Source organism: Snodgrassella sp. ESL0253 (genome assembly GCF_013344965.1).
Taxonomy (GTDB): Bacteria; Pseudomonadota; Gammaproteobacteria; order Burkholderiales; family Neisseriaceae; genus Snodgrassella; species Snodgrassella alvi_B.
Genome location: NZ_JAAEDQ010000011.1, coordinates 30562 through 53249 on the forward strand (window position 1 = coordinate 30562; position 22688 = coordinate 53249).

The 22688-nt window shown below is 44.4% G+C and carries 21 protein-coding genes; 6 read left to right on the forward strand and 15 right to left on the reverse strand.

The features are described from left to right. Positions 1 to 327 precede the first annotated feature (327 nt). The gene (locus GYX26_RS09200) at positions 328 to 1725 is read left to right on the forward strand and encodes an RtcB family protein (RefSeq protein ID WP_174829001.1); all 1398 of its coding nucleotides are present in this window, start codon (positions 328 to 330) and stop codon (positions 1723 to 1725) included. 289 nt (positions 1726 to 2014) lie between these two features. On the opposite strand, the gene GYX26_RS09205 is transcribed toward GYX26_RS09200, so the two are convergent. The 8 genes from GYX26_RS09205 to fdnG form a co-directional block, all read right to left on the reverse strand. After that, on the reverse strand, positions 2015 to 2515 hold the full coding sequence (locus GYX26_RS09205) for a GNAT family N-acetyltransferase (RefSeq protein WP_174829002.1): 501 nt from the start codon (positions 2513 to 2515) through the stop codon (positions 2015 to 2017). Between the two features lie 365 nt (positions 2516 to 2880). Then, positions 2881 to 3411, reverse strand: coding sequence for a hypothetical protein (locus tag GYX26_RS09210; protein WP_174829003.1), 531 nt, complete (start codon positions 3409 to 3411; stop codon positions 2881 to 2883). Positions 3412 to 3532: 121 nt separating this feature from the next. Beyond that, positions 3533 to 4462: a formate dehydrogenase accessory protein FdhE gene (locus GYX26_RS09215; protein WP_174829004.1), complete on the reverse strand. Its 930-nt coding sequence runs from the start codon at positions 4460 to 4462 to the stop codon at positions 3533 to 3535. A gap of 252 nt (positions 4463 to 4714) precedes the next feature. Next, the gene (locus GYX26_RS09220) at positions 4715 to 6040 is read right to left on the reverse strand and encodes a cation:dicarboxylate symporter family transporter (protein ID WP_174829005.1); all 1326 of its coding nucleotides are present in this window, start codon (positions 6038 to 6040) and stop codon (positions 4715 to 4717) included. A gap of 106 nt (positions 6041 to 6146) precedes the next feature. Next, complete coding sequence (fdhD, locus tag GYX26_RS09225; RefSeq protein ID WP_174829006.1) at positions 6147 to 6947, reverse strand: formate dehydrogenase accessory sulfurtransferase FdhD; 801 nt, start codon at positions 6945 to 6947, stop codon at positions 6147 to 6149. A gap of 138 nt (positions 6948 to 7085) precedes the next feature. Next, positions 7086 to 7745, reverse strand: coding sequence for a formate dehydrogenase subunit gamma (locus tag GYX26_RS09230; protein WP_174829007.1), 660 nt, complete (start codon positions 7743 to 7745; stop codon positions 7086 to 7088). Continuing rightward, the gene (gene fdxH / locus GYX26_RS09235) at positions 7745 to 8659 is read right to left on the reverse strand and encodes a formate dehydrogenase subunit beta (protein WP_100114206.1); all 915 of its coding nucleotides are present in this window, start codon (positions 8657 to 8659) and stop codon (positions 7745 to 7747) included. The genes GYX26_RS09230 and fdxH overlap by 1 nt, the downstream gene beginning before the upstream one ends. Before the next feature lie 12 nt (positions 8660 to 8671). Continuing rightward, the gene (fdnG, locus tag GYX26_RS09240; RefSeq protein ID WP_174829008.1) at positions 8672 to 11779 is read right to left on the reverse strand and encodes a formate dehydrogenase-N subunit alpha; all 3108 of its coding nucleotides are present in this window, start codon (positions 11777 to 11779) and stop codon (positions 8672 to 8674) included. A gap of 494 nt (positions 11780 to 12273) precedes the next feature. Here fdnG and modA point away from each other — a divergent pair, with 494 nt between their 5' ends. From modA to GYX26_RS09260, 4 genes are all read left to right on the forward strand, one after another. Beyond that, the gene (gene modA / locus GYX26_RS09245; RefSeq protein WP_370520879.1) at positions 12274 to 13041 is read left to right on the forward strand and encodes a molybdate ABC transporter substrate-binding protein; all 768 of its coding nucleotides are present in this window, start codon (positions 12274 to 12276) and stop codon (positions 13039 to 13041) included. A gap of 63 nt (positions 13042 to 13104) precedes the next feature. Continuing rightward, positions 13105 to 13785 carry a molybdate ABC transporter permease subunit gene (modB, locus tag GYX26_RS09250; protein ID WP_174829009.1) on the forward strand — a complete coding sequence of 227 codons (681 nt, stop codon included), beginning with the start codon at positions 13105 to 13107 and terminating at the stop codon, positions 13783 to 13785. Positions 13786 to 13866: 81 nt separating this feature from the next. After that, positions 13867 to 14556, forward strand: a complete 690-nt coding sequence (locus GYX26_RS09255; protein WP_174829010.1) for a sulfate/molybdate ABC transporter ATP-binding protein — start codon at positions 13867 to 13869, stop codon at positions 14554 to 14556. Continuing rightward, entirely contained in the window at positions 14510 to 15343 is an 834-nt protein-coding gene (locus tag GYX26_RS09260; protein WP_174829011.1) for a TOBE domain-containing protein, read from the forward strand. Before GYX26_RS09255 ends, GYX26_RS09260 begins: the two co-directional genes overlap by 47 nt. Before the next feature lie 499 nt (positions 15344 to 15842). On the opposite strand, the gene GYX26_RS09265 is transcribed toward GYX26_RS09260, so the two are convergent. The 5 genes from GYX26_RS09265 to GYX26_RS09285 all read right to left on the reverse strand — a co-directional run bounded on the left by GYX26_RS09265 (position 15843) and on the right by GYX26_RS09285 (position 20704). Then, on the reverse strand, positions 15843 to 16364 hold the full coding sequence (locus GYX26_RS09265; protein ID WP_238791268.1) for a TPM domain-containing protein: 522 nt from the start codon (positions 16362 to 16364) through the stop codon (positions 15843 to 15845). A 497-nt stretch (positions 16365 to 16861) separates the two neighbouring features. Beyond that, the gene (locus tag GYX26_RS11605; RefSeq protein ID WP_304944914.1) at positions 16862 to 17785 is read right to left on the reverse strand and encodes a DnaJ domain-containing protein; all 924 of its coding nucleotides are present in this window, start codon (positions 17783 to 17785) and stop codon (positions 16862 to 16864) included. Between the two features lie 126 nt (positions 17786 to 17911). Beyond that, complete coding sequence (locus GYX26_RS09275) at positions 17912 to 18787, reverse strand: YgcG family protein (RefSeq protein WP_174829012.1); 876 nt, start codon at positions 18785 to 18787, stop codon at positions 17912 to 17914. A gap of 521 nt (positions 18788 to 19308) precedes the next feature. Next, positions 19309 to 19710: a hypothetical protein gene (locus GYX26_RS09280; RefSeq protein ID WP_174829013.1), complete on the reverse strand. Its 402-nt coding sequence runs from the start codon at positions 19708 to 19710 to the stop codon at positions 19309 to 19311. Positions 19711 to 20113: 403 nt separating this feature from the next. Further along, positions 20114 to 20704, reverse strand: a complete 591-nt coding sequence (locus tag GYX26_RS09285) for a LemA family protein (protein WP_100090027.1) — start codon at positions 20702 to 20704, stop codon at positions 20114 to 20116. Between the two features lie 144 nt (positions 20705 to 20848). Between GYX26_RS09285 and GYX26_RS09290 the strand changes: the two genes are divergently transcribed. Next, a complete protein-coding gene (locus tag GYX26_RS09290) occupies positions 20849 to 21070 on the forward strand; it encodes a YdcH family protein (protein WP_100090026.1) in 222 nt (73 codons plus the stop codon). A gap of 56 nt (positions 21071 to 21126) precedes the next feature. On the opposite strand, the gene GYX26_RS09295 is transcribed toward GYX26_RS09290, so the two are convergent. Both GYX26_RS09295 and pyrC read right to left on the reverse strand, forming a co-directional pair. Further along, positions 21127 to 21573: a thioesterase family protein gene (locus GYX26_RS09295; RefSeq protein WP_174829014.1), complete on the reverse strand. Its 447-nt coding sequence runs from the start codon at positions 21571 to 21573 to the stop codon at positions 21127 to 21129. A gap of 8 nt (positions 21574 to 21581) precedes the next feature. Then, positions 21582 to 22616, reverse strand: a complete 1035-nt coding sequence (gene pyrC / locus GYX26_RS09300; protein ID WP_174829039.1) for a dihydroorotase — start codon at positions 22614 to 22616, stop codon at positions 21582 to 21584. Positions 22617 to 22688 lie beyond the last annotated feature (72 nt).

Here is a 22688-nt window from a genome sequence, read left to right on the forward strand (position 1 = left end):
CTGCCCATAAACTTACCTTATAGATAACGATAGCCTTGCTCACTGCTGAGTGCATTACGAAAATGTGTTGCTATGCATACTTTGCGCTTGAATCGACAATACGTTTTATCTTGAAACGCACCCATTATCTGAAACTTTTTTACAAAAAATCAGCTTCTTTTGAATAGCTGATAAAAAAGATGTTTATTATTCTTTTATCACGACTTTACAACTAAATAACCTTTGTATAGAATCAAGCCGCTTTCCTGAATCGTGCTGCTGCAGGAAAACAGTAATTATCCTCTCAAGAAGAGGAGGCCGTTTTTTATTGTTTTCTAGGTGGCAATGATGTCTACATTTACTCGTTTACAAAAACGATTATCCCGACTTGGGATTGAGAGTCATTTTTCTAATAATATCTATACTTTTAATCAACAAAACACCACTGCTCAAGTATTATTACCGCAAGCTTTACCTTTAGAAGAAAAAGCAGTAAAGCAGTTACTGGATTTTGCATCGGTCAACGTACCTAACAGCTTAGGACACGTGTGCGCAGCACGAGCAACGCCCGATTTTCATCCGGGAGCGATTGCACCAGTGGGCAGTATCGTGGCAACAACAGAAGATTTAGTTATTCCGGCAGCCATTGGCACTGATATCAACTGTGGTATGCGCCTTTTGACAACCGGCTTAAGCCATGATGAAGTGAATGAACAAAAATCATCCATTATCGCGCAACTCAAGCGCGTATTATTGCAAGACGAGCGTAATATTCCTGTTACACCGCAATCCTTTCAAGCATTGTTTGATGAAGGCATAGCGGCATGGATAGCGGCATTACCACAACAAGGTTTGTGGCAACACGTCAATTTTAAGCGGCTACTTGCTGAGATTAATCAAATATCAGGGCAGTCATTAATCACAACAGATAGCAAATACGCGCCAGAGGCCTTTTTTGAGTCACGAAGTATTATCCGCCCTGCAAGCTTAGGTACAGTTGGCTCAGGTAACCATTTTGTTGAGTTACAAATTGTTGATGAAATCCTTGATCGACATTTAGCTTATCAAATGGGGTTAAAGAAAAATTCCGTTGTAATAATGATTCATACCGGTTCACGCGATGTGGGATTTTATATTGGCACCCGCTGGCAAGATAAAGCCAAAGCCTTATGGCCAGTAAATGAAAAATATCCAACATCAGGATTATTTGGTTTAGCAGATGAAAATGCACAAAATTACTTGCAGGCAATGGGTGTTGCAGCACGTTATGCATGGATTAACCGAATCGTCATCACCGAATTGATACGTAAAGAATTAATGGCGATTTTTAAACACGATAATAGTCAATTAATCGTAGATATTTCGCATAACATTATTTTACCTGAGCATGGAATGAACATTCACCGCAAAGGAGCCACACCAGCCAATAATGGCGAAATTGTATTAATCCCCGGCTCGATGGGAGACTACTCTTATGTAGCGCTTGGCAAAGGAAATCCAGACTGGTTATGGTCTTGCTCGCACGGTGCAGGCAGAGCAGAAAGGCGGCAATCAATGCGTAGCAAAAAAGTGGCATCTGATAAGGTTGATTTGCCATGGCAATGTATTACCTTAAAAGAGGAACGTTTACGTGAAGAAGCACCTGCCGCCTATAAACCGATTACACCAGTAATCGAAGCCCAAGAAAATGCCGGTTTAATTCAGCCAATAGTAAAACTTAAACCCTGGATTACTTTTAAAGCGTAATCCTACAAACAGCCCAAGCTGTATAGGCTTGGGCTGTTTGTAGGATTAACTGATAAAATTCACAAACTATCGAAATTGATATTAATGAACCTCAGCATAAATAAAATACATCACTAAAAAAATCTGATTGAAATTATTAAATAATTTCTCTCGTATCGTCTTACTATCCTATTGTTTTAGCCTGTATCAATATAAAAAAATTAACTTATTTTCTAACTAAAATTCTGGATAAATGCGGTTAAAAATTTAGTTTGAGTGAAGCTTTACCGTACAAAGGTCTCAATAAAAATCAAAGTGGTTTATACATATGGTAATTTATCAGTACCTGATTTTCTCTGGATATTTTGTTAGCCCGCTTTATTTTAAAACCCCATTTTTTGAAAATTGGCATGGCCACTTTTGAAGCATCTACACTTAATTGTGAAAGCTTTTTCTGGTGGGCCAAGTCAAGCACATGGTCATAGAGTTTTCTAGCTATGCCACGCTTTTGAAAGTCAGGATGCACGTACAGACAGTCTATGTAACCATCATCTCCAAGTTCAACAAACCCCGCAAGGCTTGAACCAAAGATAGCCATCCAAGGCTGAGTGTTATCTAAACGTTCTAACCACTTCTGATAATCTGGTGGTGTTGAGCACCATGCTTCTTGCTGTGCTTTGCTATAAATATCGGTATCAATAGCATGAATAGACGAATGAAACAAATCGCATATTTCAGAGGCATAGAGTGAAGAGTATGGTTTTACTTCGATTTTAGATGCAGCATTACCCAACTTGTTTCCTATTTTCATTATGATTTGCTCTAGCAAGACTTTGCACTTCAATATCGCCAACATTGACAAGGCTGGCTTCCGTACTAATAGCTTCGTGAGTATCCACATCAAATGTGACCAATATTAGTGCAGATTAATCTATGATGGTTGACATGAAAAATATCGAAAATTCCTCTATCTTGTTTGCCAATAAAAAATCCAAGCTTTTAGGATTTGTGCTGTATTTTAGCGGCAATTAGTTTTAAATCCTAGCTAAATAAACCGAGGACTGTAGGCTTAAACAGATGTTTGAGAATGTATTAATGTATTGCTAGTGCAAACAGATAAGTCTAGAAATATTATCACTAGCTAATAATATTGAAGTTTGCTTTAAAGCTTCAGGCTCATCTATTTTTTCTAAATAAATTTTTACCCCTGTACAAACTTATCGTAAACATAATCCCACCTGCCAGAATAAATAAACCTTGGAAAATATCATAAGGATTAGGTATATCTGGCAGAACTTTAGCATACGCCAATGGTAAGTTTATACTTGGGTTATAAGGGTCATAGATTATTTTTTCAGGTGTAAACTGCTTGGAATTCCAACGCCCTGCTGGGATATAGCGCATTGCACCCTTATTGAAACTCAGGCCTTCGCTAAAAACCGGTAAATCACTATTGTTATAAGTTTTATCTCCCGCCTGAAAATAATAGCGAAAATGATAAATGGGGGTACTTATGGATTTACTGGATATATTTTCTGGATGATCATATATCATTTGCCCATCGGTAACGCATTTTTTATGGGTACAATCCAGAGATAACAGATATCTGGCTTTATTTTGCAAGGGAATAAAATGCTTTTGCTTGTTATGAATACTGTCAAGAATACTTATTAGCCCAAGCATAATAAGCAAAAGGCCTATTGCCATGCAAAAAAAATTTTAATGATGGCCAGATTATTCAGGCCACTTATCAATAAATAATCAACCGTTTTATTAAAGCTGTTTAGCTCCTGATTTTTGATTTGAGCTAAACAGCTTGCGGCTGATTTTAGTGTTTCGGTGTTTTACCCATCATTAAAAACGGATTGGCACCACCACGTTGCCAGTCTTCTTGATTTAGCAATATGTCCAGCGCTAAAGAAGCCAAATCATCAGCAATCGGGTCGGCATACTGCTGTTTGGCCAGACGATAGCGCTTGCGATAGGCATGGCAGCTCGGACAACACTCAGCTTCCGCACCAGATAAGGCACCCTCACTGGCCTGTTCGATGCGGTGTACGCCTAAATCGCGGCTATTATCACAGAAACTGCACCGCGCGCGTACGCTATGCCAGCGGCTGTTGCACACGCCACAGCACAGATAGCGCAGGCCTTCAAGTTCACCGTGTCCGATTATCACCGCACCTACGGCATCAGTACCACAGCATGGGCAGAATCCGGGTTCAGACAATGGCTTTACTGCTGTAGCTGCTAAATTCAGCGCAGCATGGGTATAGATAATCTGCACTACGGCGTTTACCCAAATCTGATAATCCTGCTGTGCTACGCCGAGCTGCTGGCCTAATGCCTGCTGGCACAACTGGCTGCGTTCTTCGCTGTCAAGCTGCAATAATTCTTTCCATACCTGTGCGGCTGTTGGTGTCAATTGCTGTTGCAGTAGAGCGTGTAAATCTGTAAACAGGCGGCCAGTTAAATCGTGATTGGCACTCAGTAAGGCTGGAGTAAGCGGAAATTCATCCGTATCTGCTGGCGGCAGCACCCATGCGGCTTCTGCATAGCGCTCCAGCAAGGTTTGCTGGGCATTGCATATGGCAGCAAGAAGCTGTAAATATGGCTGCCAGTCGCTGCTGTCTTCTGCTGCCAGTTCATTCAGGCGCAATGCACGCTGGCTGAAAATATCGGGCTGAGGCTGCTGCCAGAATGGGATATGAAAAAATTCCTGTGCCTGTATGGCTTCTGGTGTTGCTTGTGTTTTCATATATCTATGCTACCTGATAATGGTTGCTCATCGTGATGTGATGGTGCTGATACCATTATCAATGACTAAAATAACCAAGTTTAACTAAAATCATGCATTCTGTCTGGATTTGCTACTGACTATTTTTCTTGTGCTGCTGAAAGCTGATGGCCGTAATATTCGCTGCACAGCGCTTTGTATATACGGATAAGTTATCAGCAGACAATAAAAAAGGTTCAGATGTCTCTGAACCTTTTGATTGCATAGGCTGGGTTATTTAATACCAAGCGATTTTTCGTATTCTCGCGCTTTTTCATCGTCAAAATCATGTTCCCAGCGCGAGATAACTAGTGAAGCCAGTGCATTACCGATTACGTTTACTACAGTACGTCCCATATCCAGAATACGGTCGATACCCAGAATAAAGCCTAAACCTTCTAGCGGGATGGATGTGGTGGCCAATGTAGCAGACAATACTAAAAATGATACCCCGGGCACACCGGCAATCCCTTTGGAAGCCACCATCAGGGTAATCACGATCATTACCTGATCTGTTACAGACAGGGAAATACCGTATAGCTGTGCCAGAAAGATAACGGCAATACTCTGATACAGGGTGGAACCATCCAGATTAAATGAGTAGCCAGTAGGAATCACAAAGCTGGTAATGGATTTCGGCGCGCCATAGGCTTCCATTTTCTCAATCATTTTTGGCAGCGCGGTTTCAGAACTAGAGGTTGAGAAAGCAACAATCAGCTCGTCTTTGAGAATTTTGATAATGGTGAAAATGTTAAAGCGGCAGAAATAAGCCACGCCCCCCAGAATCACCAGCGTAAACACAATCATCGCCAGATAAACAATGAGGATCAGTTTCATCAGTGGAATCAGCGAACCAAAACCGAATTTACTGATGGTAACAGTCATCAGGCCAAACACACCAATCGGCGCATAGCGCATAATCATATTGGTGATTTTAAACATCACATCGGAGATGACTTTCAGAAAATCTGAAAAGAACAGGCGTTGATTGTCAGGTAGTTTGGTTAAACCCAGGCCAAAGAATACACAGAAAAAGATTACTGGGAGAATTTCACCTGAGCTGAGGGAATCAAAGATGTTATGCGGAATCATGTCCAGAATCATTACAACCAGACCATGCGGTTTCTCGGCCAGTGTCTCACTTTTCTGTACATACTGGGTAACACTGGTGTGTTGCAGATTGGAAATATCAATACCGCTACCGGGGTGAAACAGATTACCAAAGAGTATGCCTACACCAATGGCAACGGTGGTGATGATTTCAAAGTACAGAATGGTTTTACCACCCAGTCTGCCCAGGCTTTTGGAATTGCCCAATCCGGCAATTCCCAGAGTCAGGGTACTGAGGATAATCGGCAGCACAATCATTTTAATCAGGCGGATAAAGATATCGCCCATTGGCTGTAATACGTTGACTACCCAGGATTGATAGGTTTTGTAGTACGGGTGTGACGGATCTGAAAAAGTATGCAGATACAATCCTACCGCTACCCCCAAAATCAGGGCAAAGAGAATTTGCCAGGCCAAATTACGGCTATATCGTTTGATAATCGATAACATAGTCGTCCTTACTGTAATTGGTAATATAGTTCTTATTCAAGCTAACAAGCGAAATAAAAACAATAATAATAGAGTATACCCTATTATTTTTTGTTTTAAATATGCGTTAAGGATGAAAAAATTGAGGATGGGTATAAATTACTTGGCGGTTATGGCGCGCAAAACCCACCAGCGTGATATTAGCCTTGTGAGCTAAATCAATGGCATAGGTGGTAGGCGCAGATACGGCCACGATACACCCAATACCGGTTATTGCTGATTTCATTACCATTTCAAAACTAGCGCGACTGGACAATACCACAAAACCCTGCTTCCAATCTACTTTTGCATGCAATCCCCATCCAATAAGCTTGTCTAAAGCATTGTGCCGGCCAATGTCTTCACGCACGGTTACAATCCTGCCAGACGTATCAGCCCACACTACACCGTGAACCGAACCAGTTTGTGCACGCAGCTGCTGGTGTTGGTTAAAATCGGTCAAAGCTCGCCCGATTACGCTAAAGTCGATATGCGTTGTGCGTAATACCGGCTTTAACTCTGGTTGTACTGCTGCCAGACTATCGATGCCACACAGACCGCAGCCGGTACGCCCGCTCATCTGGCGGCGACGGCTTTTAAGGCGGCTAAAAGCAGCACTGGCCAGCTCAATTTCAGCTACGATGCCATGCTGATGTTCACTGATTTCAATGGCGTAAATCTGCTCTGCATTTTCAATAATACCTTCACTCAGGCTAAAACCCAATGCCAGCTCGGCAATATCTGTAGGCGTGGCCATGAGGACAACATGGGATATACCATTATAGACGAGAGCCACCGGGATTTCGGCACTGACATTGTCGCTGGTACTGCTGCACCGTCCGGCCTGTGCCACCCAGACTGTACGGCTTTGTGCGGGTGTATGATTCATGAGGTTTCTCTATCTGCACGCAGGCAGCAACAGGAAAGGCTATCCTGAGCAAAAATTAGGACAGAAAGGAAGATAAAAGTTTAACTGTCTGTATGGCGTTGGCCATACAGACAGAATTACCAGAGGCTATTGGCCTGACTAATCGCTGGTTTGTGAACCAGAATTCTGCTGTGCTCTGGCTTCTTTTTTAGCCATCATTTCCCGATACCAGCGCGGATGATGTTTTTTCGCCCATTCCTGAGTTACTACTCCTTCTACCATGGCAGGAATGGTGCCTTTAATCCACAATGCGGCATAAACATGAATGATGATACCTACAATCAGCAGGATAGCTGAAGCAGAATGCATCAATAAGGCGATTCGCACCACCCAGATGGGGAAATAATCGGAGAAAAACTGCCGCCAGGCAATCAGTCCGCTGAGAAATAACAACGCCATGCTGATGGTCATCAGCCAGAACATGCACTTCTGTCCTGCATTGTATTTGCCGGTATCGCCAATTTCCTTACCCAGCAGTATATGCTTGATACCTAATAACCATGTAAGATCGTCACGCTCAAAAAAGTTATGTTTAAAGTAGCGAAAAAACTGGATAAAAAAGCCCAGAAACATCACTACTCCGATAAACGGATGCAGTATGCGCGCCAGTTGCGGGGAACCGAACACTTCTGTCAGCCAGAAAAAAGACGGATAGAAGAAGCCCAGCCCAGAAATTGCCAGCAGGACAAAACAGCCAGCCACAACCCAATGGTTAAAGCGTTCAGATTTTTTATAACGTTGAATCAATAATTTTTTCATTATGCGTCCCCCTTGTCTTTGAGGATTTCGCCGTCACGATTAAGAACCTGTTCTTCGTGATCATCCGGGCGATTCGGACCAATGGTGATGTAGTGCAGCCAACCTGCAAAAGCGGCAGCAGCAATACCAAAGGCAGCTATTGGTTTGAGCATACTTTTCCACAGTTTGACGGTGGTACTGATATGCGGATTATCTGGCAGACCGTGGTACAGGCTAGGTTTGTCGGCATGATGCAATACATACATGACATGGGTTCCCCCTACCCCCTGCGGGTCGTAAAGCCCAGCATGTTCAAATCCACGCTGTTTTAAATCTTTGATGCGCTCACCGGCCAGAGATTTCATGTCTTCCTTGCTACCAAAATGAATGGCGCCGGTAGGACAGGTTTTCACACAGGCCGGTTCCTGACCAACAGCCACGCGGTCGGAACACAAGGTACATTTATAAGCGCGGTTGTCTTTTTTCGAGATGCGCGGGATATTGAACGGGCAGCCGGAAACACAGTAACCGCAGCCAATGCAGTTTTCCTGATGAAAGTCGACAATACCGTTTTCATACTGCACGATAGCCCCCGGAGACGGACAGGCCTTTAAACAGCCAGGATCGGCACAGTGCATGCAGCCATCCTTGCGAATCAGCCACTCCAGCTTGCCGTTTTGTTCGGTTTCGGAAAAGCGCATGACTGTCCAGCTATCGGCACTCAGGTCGATTGGGTTGTCGTATACGCCATGATTGGTACCGATTTCATCACGAATATCGTTCCATTCAGAACACGCTGCCTGACAGGCCTTGCAGCCTATACAGGTAGATACGTCAATCAGTTTGGCAATTTCAATCGGCTTGCGTGCCTGTGGCAGCGGCGTGAGCTGATTGGTGGCAGAACGACGTTTGATATCTAAAGATTGTAAAGCCATGACTTATTCCCCTCACGCTTTTTCGATATTGCACAAAAAGGTTTTGTATTCTGGTGTCTGTGTGTTGCAGTCACCAACAAATGGTGTGAGTGTATTGATAAGAAACTGTTTTTTCTCACCAACATTTACCCAGCCACCATGCAGGGGAATACCAATCTGATGTACTGTCTGACCATTAATATCCAGAGGACGCAGACGTTTGGTTACCACGGCTTTGGCCTCCACCCAGCCGCGCTTGGTGCTGATTTTAACGGTATCGCCTTTGGCAATGTTTTTTTGTGCGGCCAGTTCTTCGCTGATTTCGACAAACTGTTCCGGCTGAGCAATCATCAGCAATTTCACTGATTTAGTCCAGAACTGGAAATGCTCGGTCAGGCGATAGGTTGTACCCACACAAGGAAATTCATCCTTATGCCCGATGCGTTCTTTAACACTGTCAAACAGGCGTACTGCGGGTGTATTCAGCACTTTCGGGTAAAGCAGATTTTTGCCAACCGGCGATTCAGTTGGTTCGTAGAATGTCGGGAATGGACCATCCACCAGTTTTTTGGTACAAAACAGGCGGCCAACACCCTCTTCATTCATGATAAACGGATTCATATTGGTGTCTGGTGCCTGATCGGCCTTGTAGTCTGCCACATCGGCACCAATCCATTTACGGCCATCCCAGTGAATCAGTACACGTTCCGGGTCCCAGGCTTTACCGGATGGGTCGCAGGAAGCTCGGTTATACAGAATGCGGCGATTTGCTGGCCATGACCATGCCCAGCCCGGGGTATTGCCCAACCCAGCATTGCTGTTATCGCGCCGTGCCATCTGATTGCCGTTTTTAGTCCATGAACCGGCAAAAATCCAGCAGGCACAGGCAGTAGTACCATCATCGCGTAACTGGGCAAAACCATCCAGCTGTCCGCCTTTGGGCACAATAATATTGCCCTGTTTGTCTTTGATATCTGCCAGAGCCCAGCCATTGGATTCCTGTGCCATTTCCTCCGGCGTAGGCGAATGGGCTACTTTATACGGCCAGCTCAGATTAAGAATCGGTTCGGGTGCTTTGCCACCTTCTTTTGCATACAGTGCCTTGATGCGTAAATGCAGCTCGGCCAGAATCTCAAGATCGGCTTTGGCATCTTCTGGCGCTTCGGCTCCGGCATAGTGCCATTGCAACCAGCGTGAAGAATTAACAATAGAACCATTCTCTTCCGCAAAACAGGGCACTGGCAGGCGAAATACGGTGGTTTGGATTGTAGATGGGTCTACATCATGTGCATCACCATGATTTTCCCAGAATGTAGCAGTTTCAGTATTCAGCGGATCCATGACTACCATCCACTTGAGGCGCGAAAATGCTTCAACAATACGATTAGAATCCGGGAAAGAACCCATGGCATTAAAGCCCTGTACCAGCAGGCCATTCATCTGCCCCTGATACATCATTTCGGTCATTTGCAGCACATCATACATTTTGTCCCACTTTGGCAGCCAGTCGTAGCCCCAGTCATTTTCTTTAGTGGCATTCTCACCAAAGAACCATTTGAGCAGGCTAACCATGAATTTGGGCGTGTTGCTCCAGTAATTAAGCTGCCCCGGGCGCAAGGGAGCCGGCGTCTGTGCACTCAAATAATCGGCAAAAGTAGGGTTTTTCTTTTCATTGGGCAAGCTCAGATAGCCCGGCAAATTGGTAGAAAGCAGCCCCAGATCAGACAGCCCCTGAATATTGGAGTGGCCGCGCAGGGCGTTGACACCTCCGCCGGCCATACCGATATTGCCAAGAATAAGCTGAATCATCGCCATGGTACGAATATTCTGCGAACCATAGGTATGCTGAGTCCAGCCCAGTGCATACAGAATTGTTCCAGCCTTGTTTTTTGCTGAAGTGGCGCCCAGAGCCTCACATACCAGCAGAAAATCCTTAATCGGTGTGCCGGTAATTTTATGCATCATCTCCGGTGTGTACTGGGCATAATGTCGCTTCATTACCTGCCAGACACAGCGCGGATTTTCTAAAGTTGGGTCTACTTTGGCATAGCCGTTTTCATCCAGCTCATATGTCCAGCTGGCATTATTGTAGACAGCGCCACCTTTGGCGCCTTTCGGAGCTGCTTTAGGTGCAGGGCTGCCGTCTTCAGTGGTGTAATCAGCATGCCCGGAAAACAGGCCTTCATGAAACCCGTAGCCATCGGCCACAATAAAAGAGGCATTGGTATAATTTTTAACATAATCCCATTGCACTTTATTGTTTTTAATTAGCCAGTTAATTACCGCACCAAGAAAAGCGATATCCGTACCGGAACGAATAGGCAGATAATGGTCGGCCACGGACGCAGTACGGTTAAAACGCGGGTCGCACACAATCAGTTTGGTGCCCTTGCGTTTTTTAGCTTCAATAACCCATTTAAAACCAACGGGATGCGCTTCCGCAGCATTGCCACCCATTACCAGAATAAAATCTGCATTCTGGATATCAGTCCAGGTATTAGTCATGGCACCACGGCCGAATGTAGCGGCCAGCGCCGATACAGTGGGACCATGGCAAACTCGTGCTTGCGAATCGGTACCAACCAGTCCGAGTGAGCGCATGAATTTTTGCGTCAGGATACCGGTTTCATTGGAGCTAGCAGAGGCACACAGCATGCCCAGACTTTCCAGCCGGTTTACGGTAACACCATCAGCATTTTTTTCAATCAGATTGGCATCGCGCTCGTCTTTAATCAGACGCGCAATGCGGTCCAGCGCCTCATCCCAGCTAATGTCTTTCCATTCACTACTGCCCGCTTCGCGTACCTGCGGATGCAGCACGCGGTTTGGGCTGTTCACAAAGTCAATCAGTGAGGCACCTTTAGGGCACAGACTGCCACGGCTAACCGGATGGTCTGGGTCTCCTTCAATATGAAAGATTTTCTTTTTGGCGTTTATTGCCCCGTCACCCAAGCTATACAACAACGTACCACAACCAACTGAACAATACGTGCAATTATTGCGTGTTTCTGTTGCCCGTAATAATTTGTACTGGCGGACTTCAGCAAAGGCAGTGGCTGGCGCCATGCCCATGACTGCCAATCCTGTGGCGCCGGCACCTGCTGCGGTAACCTTGAAAAACTGGCGTCTTGTCAGGTTCATGTTTGATGGTTCCTAATTTGATGGTTTCCTAATGATGAAATTATTTTTATTTATTGTAGAGAATTTAATCTCGTACAGCATTACTAAATATGCTAGAAATTTTATTAATACTAACATTTAACTCCATTATAATACCCTAATTTAAACTATTATATAATTTTATCTGTATTTTTTAATATAAATAAATAGTCTTAATTTTCATTCAAAACCTTTATTTACCTGATGCAGAGATTGTTTTTAATTAAATAAAGTTCTTATGGCACTGGCAAAAAAATTGAATTGATTACTCAGTAAATTATTGTGTTTGCAAATTAAAATATTGTATACAGTCTGATTTATTATTATTTTTTACCTTCTATATCATATACAGCTCTTAGATGTTTGCATGACTGGTTTTCGTTATATAGTAAGGTATATTTCGTAGCTATTTTCCCTTATAATCAGCTCAGTTTAACCCTACCGAAATAACAATGCATTCTAACCGAGGATAAAACGTGCGTCATAAGTATACCCGCCTGAGTGCCCTCATCACCATAATCAGCCTATGCATGGTAAGTCATTATTCATTTGCTGCCAGTATCACTGTCTCGGCCGCAGCCAGTCTTACCAATGCATTCAATGACATTGCCAAGGCATACCAGCAGCAATATCCGCAGGATAAAGTTCTGCTCAATTTTGGTGCTTCCGGTTCCCTGCTACAGCAGATGCAAAATGGTGCCCTGGTAGATGTATTTGCTTCGGCAGACCAGCAGACGATGGATCAGGCTCAGGCCAAAAATCTGGTGCAGGCACAAGACAGAGTTAATTTTGTGAATAACACGCTGGTATTGATTACGCCAAAAAAAAGTGGTGTAACCGTACATAGTCTGAAAGACTTACAACAAAATGGTATTAAACATATTGCACTGGGTAATCCGGCTTACACACCTGCCGGCCGCTATGCGCAGGCTGCAATGGAACGGGCGCAGGTATGGAGTCAGGCTCAGCCTAAAATTGTTAATGTAAACAACGTGCGTCAGGCATTAGATTATGTAGCCAACCAGTCTGCCGAAGCCGGTTTTGTCTTTGGTACGGATGCGGCTATTATGCCGGATAAGGTTAGTGTGGCCGCCACCATCCCCACCAGCAAACCAATCAGCTATCCTATTGCCAAAACTGTAGCCAGTAAGGAACCGGCTGCGGCCAACCGTTTCGTCCGCTTTATCTGCTCAGCCCAAGGCCAGCAGATTCTTAAACGTTACGGTTTCCAGAGTGCACACTGAACATAATTTCTGCCGGCAGTTATCGCCCTTAACTGCCTGAATATTTCATTTCAAGGAGAGATAATGGCTGCGGCCTGGATTGCCCTTGCCCTGTCACTTAAAATTGCCCTGTGGGCCACAGCCATCAATCTGGTTCTCGGTGTAGGCATTGGCTACGTACTCGCTCGCAAGGCTGTGTGGGGACGGGAGCTGATTGATACCATCCTTACCCTGCCAATGGTGATGCCGCCCACGGTACTGGGCTATTATCTGCTGGTATTGATTGGTAAAAATGGCTTTATCGGCCAATGGTTACAGCATTATCTGGGTATTAATCTGATTTTTACCTGGCAAGGTGCTGTAATAGCAGCCACCGTGGTATCGTTTCCACTGATATTTAAACCTGCGCGTGCTGCATTTGAGAGTCTGGATCCTCAACTGGAACAGGCTGCCCGTGTTTTGGGTATCAGCAATGCCGGTGTTTTTCTGCGTATCACCCTGCCACTGGCATGGCGCGGTATTCTGGCCGGCGTATTACTGGCATTCGCTCGCAGCATGGGCGAATTCGGCGCTACGCTGATGGTGGCTGGCAGCATCCCCGGGCAAACGCAAACACTTTCGATTGCCGTATATGAAGCAGTACAGGCCGGCGATGACTATCTGGCCAATATACTGGTGCTGATAATATCTGTGGTATGCATTCTGATATTACTGCTTACCAGCAAACTTTTATCCGGCAAAGTACCTATGCACAATCTTAAATAATCCAATGCCAGAATCACAGAATAATGCTCCCGCTTTTGCATTGCTTTGTTTGTGCCTGTTTTTAATTCAGCCAGTGGTTTTATGTTAGATTTCAATTTCCAGAAAACCCTCCAGCGTACTGACGGCAGCCAATTTACTCTGGACATCCGCCTGTCCAGCCAAGCGCCACGTACGGTAATTATGGGTGCCTCCGGTAGTGGAAAAAGCCTGATGCTAAAAGCCATTGCCGGCTTGCTGACTCCGGCACAAGGCCATATTATTATTAATGGGATAACCCTGTTTCAGGCACCACATCTCAATCTCAGCCCGCAGCAACGCAAACTGGCCTATGTTTTTCAGGATTATGCTCTTTTCCCGCATTTAAATGTGCGCCAGAACATTGCCTGCGGTATCCGTCATGGCTTATTCAATCCGCGTAAACGCAGCCGTTACACAGAAGTCGAACATTGGCTGGCAGCCATGCACCTCAATGCCGTGGCCGAGCAGTATCCGGCACACTTGTCTGGCGGCCAGCGCCAGCGTGTGGCACTGGCACGGGCACTGATTGCAAGGCCGAGTGCCATTCTTCTGGATGAACCATTTTCTGCACTGGATACCCAGCTACGCGCACAAATGCGTACAGAACTGGCTAATTGGCAACAACAGCTAAATTTACCGATGCTACTGATTACCCACGACCCCGCAGATGCGGCTGCTTTTGACGCTCAAATCTGGCATATGGATAATGGGCGTTTATATTCAGCTCCCCGAAGCAGCCGCCATCATGAATGAATTCAATCTTGATACTGAACTGATTCCTACCATTAACGGCCAGCGGATTGGTAACAGCAAACGGATTGCCCTACTCGAAAATATTCAGCGTTTCGGCTCAATTACTCAGGCGGCCAAAGCTGTCCCCATGAGTTATAAAGCAGCCTGGGATGCCATAGATGCACTAAATAATCTGGCACCGCAACCTTTAGTATTGCGTCAGACTGGCGGTCAGGGTGGCGGCAACAGCGTCTTAACCGCCTTTGGTGAAGCCTTTTTAAATTATTACCACACCATGCAGCAACGCCACCAGCAGTTACTGTCGCAACTGCACAGTAATGCCGACCCGAACCATTATGGCTTATGGCAAAAAATGAATCTGGATTTAAGTGCCGATAATCAGCTTGCCGGCATTGTAAGCCAAATCATTGATGGAACAGTAAATAATGAAGTTCATCTGCGTTTAAGCAGCGGGCAGGAACTGGTGGCGATGCTTACCCGACACAGTTGTGAACAGATGGAGCTGGCGGTTGGTGTTGAAGCACTGGCACTGATTCAAGCTTCTGCCATTATGCTTGCCCGCCCTGACTCCAACTTACTTATATCTGCACGCAATCAGCTTAGCGGGAAAATACGCTATATCGATACAGGCGCAGTTAATAGTGTTATTACTGTCGATTTAGGTGCAGCACTTAGCCTGACTGCTAGCATTACCCGCAACAGTGCCGAAAATATGCAGCTGGATACCGGTGATGAAATCATACTGTTAATCAAAGCACCAGGCATTATTCTCGGGCGCCTGCGCTAAACCGGCACGTATTGCCCTGTTGATAATCCACTATACCCAACCAAGCAACCAATAAGCACGCAAAGTCTAATCCAGCTACTGCCTGAAAATACTGAAGCCAGAATAACCATACTATTCAGTATCAAATTATTCTGGCTTATACTAATGCACGATAGCCAAGCTATTTGCGGCCTGTGCATATTATCCCTTTGATTTAATCTGTCTTTTTAAGCCGCAAATACATTGTAAACCCTACATATATGTATTTTAATAATATTTAGTAAAATTTATTCAAAAAAACCATTTATATCATTTCATCACAATATATTAATAATTAATACCAATTATTATATTAATTGTGCCTGATGTATTGCTTAACCAAAAGTCTGAAATATTATTTTAAATCTTGATTTATCCAAACCAGCAATCCCCTCCTAATGCATAACCATACTCATAACAAGGATTGCTATTTCAAGCCAAACCAGAATCAGACAATACCAAACATACAGTATATTTAGCCCTAGCGCAGGATCACCTCATCTGCCAGTTCATTTACGCCCGCATGTGTACGCGGAAAATGCTGCACCAGTAATTCAGTCAGCTCATCCAGCCCAGCGCTCAAACCGGCCATATAATGCTGTTGCTGAAATGCCTGCGTTATGTGATTGCATATCTGCTGCCACAGCGCCATGTCGACACAGGCATTCATACCGCGGTCTGCAATGATTTCCACCGCGCGATCTGCAAACAGCACATAAACCAGAATGCCACTTTTTTCCGCAGTATCCCAAATGCCTAAATGGCTGAACCAGTACTGCGCCCGCTGGCGTGCCGTTACGTGGTGGCACAGACTGGCGGTATTAAGGCTGGATTCGATCACAAACCGCAGTTGTCCGGTATGGCGCTGTTCCGACCGCGTAATCTGTTCAGTGAGCTGTTGTAGTGCCAGTGTTGGAAAATAAATACTTACCCGCTGGCGTGGATGTGTCCAGTGACGCCAGAGCCGTGGCCATAACCCCATACTCAGTTTATTTGTACTCATACAGTCCATTCTTTCCTGTATATTTGATTCAATATGGTAGCACTACAAGTTAATTTAAGAGTGTATGTAGTTTGATTTTCTAAATCAATACCATAATAATTATACAAATATTTATACAGATACAGGTTTCCCCAATCAAAAATACTGATTCCACTGTTTTGCCTGTTACTGCTTTGTACATTTCCAGTTCTTGCCACACTGATGAAAAAAAGAGTGTATTTTATTTAAAAGATATAGATATTATCTTTAATGGCACAAGATAGCATATATTTTTCGTGATTGTACCGAATCGAAACTATTTATAGTTCAAACAGTTTATATTAAAAAACAGAGATGTATGCAGTGAGGTAATCCATTATGTCTGGGATGAAAACCTGCATATAATCAGAAACGCATTTGCCAGATTTATCTGTCGGAAACGAAACAGCCCTTTAAAAAATCCTTATAAACTGTGTATGGCATATTAAACTTAGCACCAAGTAGGTACCCGCAAGCGGCTAAACAAAGCCGCGCAACTGTTTTACATAGGCATATGCAGCCTGTATACGCTGAGTATGCTCGGTTGCCCGCTGCATCTCCGTAGCTGATAACTTCTGTTTGACCAGTTTATCCGGATGATATTTATTCATCAGACGGCGGTATGCCTGTTTGATTTCATGCACACTGGCCTTTGCCGAGATTCCCAGTACCTGATAAGCATCATCATGCTGTTCCCCAACCGGCGGCGACTGTCTGTGACTCTGCTGCTGTTGACGATATTGCTGCTGTTGTTGCCGCGACTGTTGCCGGCGCTGCTCATAGCGCTCACGCTGGCGCTGCTGTTTCCATTGCTCATTTGTCTGCCAGTAATGGCGATATTCATTACTCTGCCCACGTACTGTCTGGCTGGCAAAAATCAGCATTTGCGCATAGGGAATACGGAACTCATCCGCTATAATGTTCAAAATGTGCCGCTCATTCTTATGCAGCCGGCCATCTATCAGCGCAAATTCGAGCATATGTTTACAAAACAGCATCAAAGCGCGCTTGTCATGACTATAGGCACGATATAACTGGCCAAGCCGTGCTCTGAGCGGATAATTTGGCATCTGTCCCATATTGAAAGCATAGCGCACCAGTACTTCCATTTCTGCGTCCAGCTGCAATTTTTTAGTCATTGCATAAACATGCGACCGGTCTTCCGCAGAAACATGTCCCTTGGCAATGCAAACTTGTCCGGCCACCTCAAACAATACCGCTATATATAGATTTCCATCTGTAGCAATAGATGCTTCAGTACCATCATCTATGATATGCACTGCATAAAGATAAAACAGAAGCAGTATTACCAGCACAACATCCAGTAACATGCCCCCAATACCAAAACGCAAGGGTAAATACCACAACAGCAGAAAACAAATACCAAGCCCGATTTTAGACATGTATGCCTACCAGAAAATAAAACACATAGTCCATGTAACAAGATAAATAACTATACTATAAATTAACTCGGAATTTGATAAATAATCAGCGTTTTATACCCATCCTGATTCATTTTGTCCAAAAAATTACCAGTTGCCGGAGGCTCCTCCGCCACCATAGCCGCCGCCCCCACCACCAAAGCCGCCACCGGAACCACCGCCTCGTCCCCAAAAATCATCGTTTCCATTATTATTGTAGCCACCAATAAATACATTACCGGCAAAAATAAAAGTCACTACAAATGACACAATAGCAATGATTATTGTTATAAACAGGTTCCAGCCAATGTACCAGCCTAGTGTTAACACCAGAAAAGCAACGATAGCACTGCCCAGTGTATTACCAAATATATTTTTTAAAAAGGCACCCGCTATAAATACCAGAAACATCGCTTCTATTAACATAGCGGTAAAACTGTTGGTTTGCTGAAGCTCTGGCTGCTGTACTGCTGGCAGTTTCTCACCTTTAATCAGTTTTTCCAGTAAATCCACTGCCTGTCGCACACCACCATCTGCATTATTCGCGCGCAACTGTGGTCGCAGCACATCATCCAATATACGTTTAGCATAAACGTCAGGGATAGCACCCTCCAGCCCACGCCCGGGAGCCAGAAATGTTTTGTGTTCATCACGCACCAGCAACAACAGTACGCCATCATCAATTCCCTTGCGCCCGGGTTTCCAGGAATTCATCACTCGAGTAGCGTAATCAAACGGTGTTTCCGGTGCGATGGTTGGTACAGTTAATACCACAATCTGACTACCCCGCTCGCGACTGAATGCCTGCAATTGTCCGTTTAAATCTTCACGGGTATCTGGCTGTAACATATTGGCTGTATCCATTACCGGAGCAGTCAAGGCCGGTACTGGTGCCAGATTTTCAGCAGCCGATGCCAGCAAGGCAAAGCAACAGCCCAGAAGCAATAACAATAAATTGCGGGCAGATAAGCGGATTGTATTCATGATTTTCACCTTGTTGCTGTGCATGCAGAATTCATGCCGGCCAAACGGTTTCTGGCTGTAAACAAATATTTGTGCCATATTGTGGCCACTAAACCAGCGATAGCACAAGTTAAACAGAAATCAGCAAACAGTATCTGAGTATTCAGACCATCTGCTTACATTCATGCATGGCCGGTTTATACTCGGGTAAGCAATACATCTTTTATACCAGAACAATTTTGCCATAAAAACAGAGTAGCGGTATTTGCAACCGAATTACGTAAAATACAGAATTTAATTAAATTTTAGACAGCCTTATTGGATAAAGACCATTCAGAAATACAGCAATACCGGTAAAAATACCTATTTTGATAAAGATGTTAATACTACTGCTGCTACCCGTCTTAAGACTAACCTACAACACCACAATTAACCTATAAGATACGATATTGGCTGTTTGGCATATACCAGCAAAGACGCTTGCTGGCTAACAAGCAGATGCTGCTACAAGACATTTGTGGCGTACCAGTAAGATTTAACTTTTAATTGAGTAAATTTTTACTCACATCGCCAGTGGTTAAAAACTCTGCGAATACATGGATAACCATAGCAAAATTCCGAACAGTAGAGCTAGCTGCATAACAATCCCCAAGCATATAAGTCATTCCTCGGGGTGCCTCAGGATTGTTAGGCGCCGCAGGATTATAAAATGTTCTGACATCATAACCCTCTTCAGTTTCTTCACCCAGTAATACCATATAAGTCTGAATATCAGTCTCATGATTATCTGAATACAAAGTTATTTCCATACCAGATGAAGTTGGTTTACTTTTCGACTGTTTCCACAGACTCAGAAAGCCATTATTGGTTCTCAAAATTTCAAGGTACTGTTGCATCTGCTCCACAGTAGGGTTTTCAATTCGGGGGAGATAAACTTTATCCATTCGTCTGAAAAAATCCAACCAGCCTTTTCGTTTCCTGTCAAAATAAAATCCATCCAATTTATATACATACATTGTTTTTCACCGTTATTTATTCTAAAAATATGTGGATTAATATTGAAACAACTGGCTGTTATCAAACTGACAGGCATCATTATAAATAGCTCATCATACGCATAGCCAGAAATTTAATGACACCATAACCAGACAGTTAATAGCGCAACTGAATTATATTTCGCAACAACCAAAATTTTGCCTGAATATGCAAGATTGAATGCTATCGAACTGGTACAAGCTGCTTTACTGCACACGAAAAGCCGATTTTGTGATGATTTGACAGAGAAACAGCCAGTTTATACAAACTGGCTGTTTGGTATTGAAATGAACAATCAGGCAGATAACAAAACTAGAATTCTACCTGTGGTGCCTGTTTCACGGCAGCTTCATTTTCCGGTACAAAGTTTGGCCGCACATGCATACCGAAAATTTTGGCAGTAATATTATTCGGGAAAGAACGCAATGTAGTGTTATATACCTGCACCGTCTGAATATAGCGGTTACGCGCCAGCGCGATGCGATTTTCCGTACCTTCAAGCTGTGCCTGCAAATCACGGAAGCTCTGGTCGGCTTTCAGGTCGGGATAATTTTCACTAACCACCAGCAAACGGCTTAAGGCACTGCTTAGATTACCCTGAGCCTGTGAAAACTGGTGCATTTTCGCTGGATCATCTGCATCGCTGCTGGTCATGTTCAAACTGCCAACACGTGAACGGGCATTAGTTACCTCGGTTAAAACCTGCTGTTCATGTTTGGCATAGCCCTTAACCGTATTCACCAGATTGGGCACCAGATCGGCACGACGCTGATACTGATTCAGCACTTCCGACCACGCCGCATTAGCCGCCTCATCCTGCGACTGCATCGTATTATAGCCACAGCCACTCAGGCTCAAGGCCAGAATAAATATGCTCAGCCAGCCCATTAACCGTTTGTACATTGTAAACTCCCGTGGGTATTATTGTGTCATTTTAACATGTTATCGTGACTTTTTACGTCATAATTAGCGCAATCTTATATACCTTAAGCTATAATTAATGCAAAATAATAAAAATCATTTTAACCAAACTGTAAAGGATGTTATATGTTTCCAGAATATCGCGACCTGATTACCAAATTAAAGGCGGAAAATAATCATTTTGCCAATATATTTGAAGAACACAACCGACTGGATGACAAAATTACTGGTCTGACTAATAATCCTGTTACCAGTGGTCTGGATAATCTAGACGAGCTGAAACGGGAAAAATTACGTCTGAAAGACGAGATTTATGCCATGCTGCGTGAAGCAGACGGTAAAGCCTGATATATAGTTAAGCCAGTAAAAAGCCCTGCTTCTGGCAGGGTTTTTTACTGGCTTAACTATTTCTGCAACAGAGCATTAAACCGCTGCTGTATGACGGCAGGAAAAGAAACTGCCTTATTGCTTTGCTGGTCGAAAGCCACAAATGCAACCTGTGCCTGTACTACTGTCTGGCCAGTATTTTTCAGCGTGATAATCTGGCTAACTTCCACTTTACGCGGCTGCACCCGGCTAAAAGCGGTAGTAATCAGCAAATCATCACCAAAACCGGCGCTGCGCCGGTAACTGATATTGATATTAATCACCGCCATACCACAGCCGGCAGCAGTAAACAGCGGTGTTAAACCAGCTTCATCAAAATAGTGCCAGCGTGCCTCTTCCAGAAATTCCAGATAGCGCGCATTGTTAACATGCCGGTACACATCCAGATGAAAACCACGCACCCGAATTTCAGTCTGATGCCCGTGTAGCGACAACTGATTTATTTTTGTGTGTGAATCCTGCATATGCTGAATTATTCCACCACAGTCCAGCCAATGGTTCCATTTGCACGCAACGGTATCAGGCGCTCATGGCCATATGGAAAGTATGGTGGTACTGTCCGAGTGCGTTTTACCAGTGTGATTGTATCCGTATTCGGAGCCAGACCATAAAAACGCGGGCCGTTTTCAGCAGCAAAAGCCTGTAATTTATCCAGTGCGCCGGCTTCTTCAAATGCTTCTGCATACAGCTCAATAGCTGCAAAAGCACTAAAGATGCCCGCACAGCCACAGGCACACTCTTTACTGGCCTGTGCATGAGGAGCGCTATCCGTGCCCAGAAAAAATTTATGTGCCTGCGCACCATTAACAGCCTGTAGCAGTGCCTGTCGATGGGCTTCACGCTTCAATACCGGCAAACAGTAATGGTGCGGCTGCATTCCGCCCACCAGCAAGGCATTGCGGTTATAAAGTAAATGCTGTGGTGTTACCGTAGCAGCCACATTATCACTCGCTTCAGCCACTAGCTGTGCTGCTTCTGCGGTAGTAATATGCTCAAACACCAGTTTCAGACTGGGCAGACGCTGCAATAATGGTTGCAACAGCTCATCAATAAATACCGCCTCACGGTCAAAAATATCGATTTCACTTTTGGTTACCTCGCCATGTACCAGTAGTGGCAAGCCTACTTCGGCCATGGTTTCCAGTACGGGTAACAAAGCCCATAAGTCACTGACTCCTGCCGCAGAATTAGTTGTCGCGCCAGCAGGATACAGCTTGCATGCGATGATACCTGCTGCTTTGGCTTCGCGGATAAGTGCCGGTGTGGTCTGGTTGGTCAGGTATAAGGTCATCAGTGGCTGAAAATGGCTATCAGCCGGCACTGCGGCCAGAATACGCTCACGATAGGCCATTGCTGCTGCAACGGTGGTTACCGGTGGTTTCAGATTAGGCATAATTACGGCACGCCCCATCTGTCGTGCACTGAATGGCACTACTGCTTTTAAAGCCGCACCATCACGTACATGAAGATGCCAGTCATCGGGTCGGGTTATGGTGAGAGTCTGCATCTGCATCCATTTCATTAACAGGCTGTTACACTGCTTAAAAAGACAATTGATTAAAGTACTACTCTACCGTCG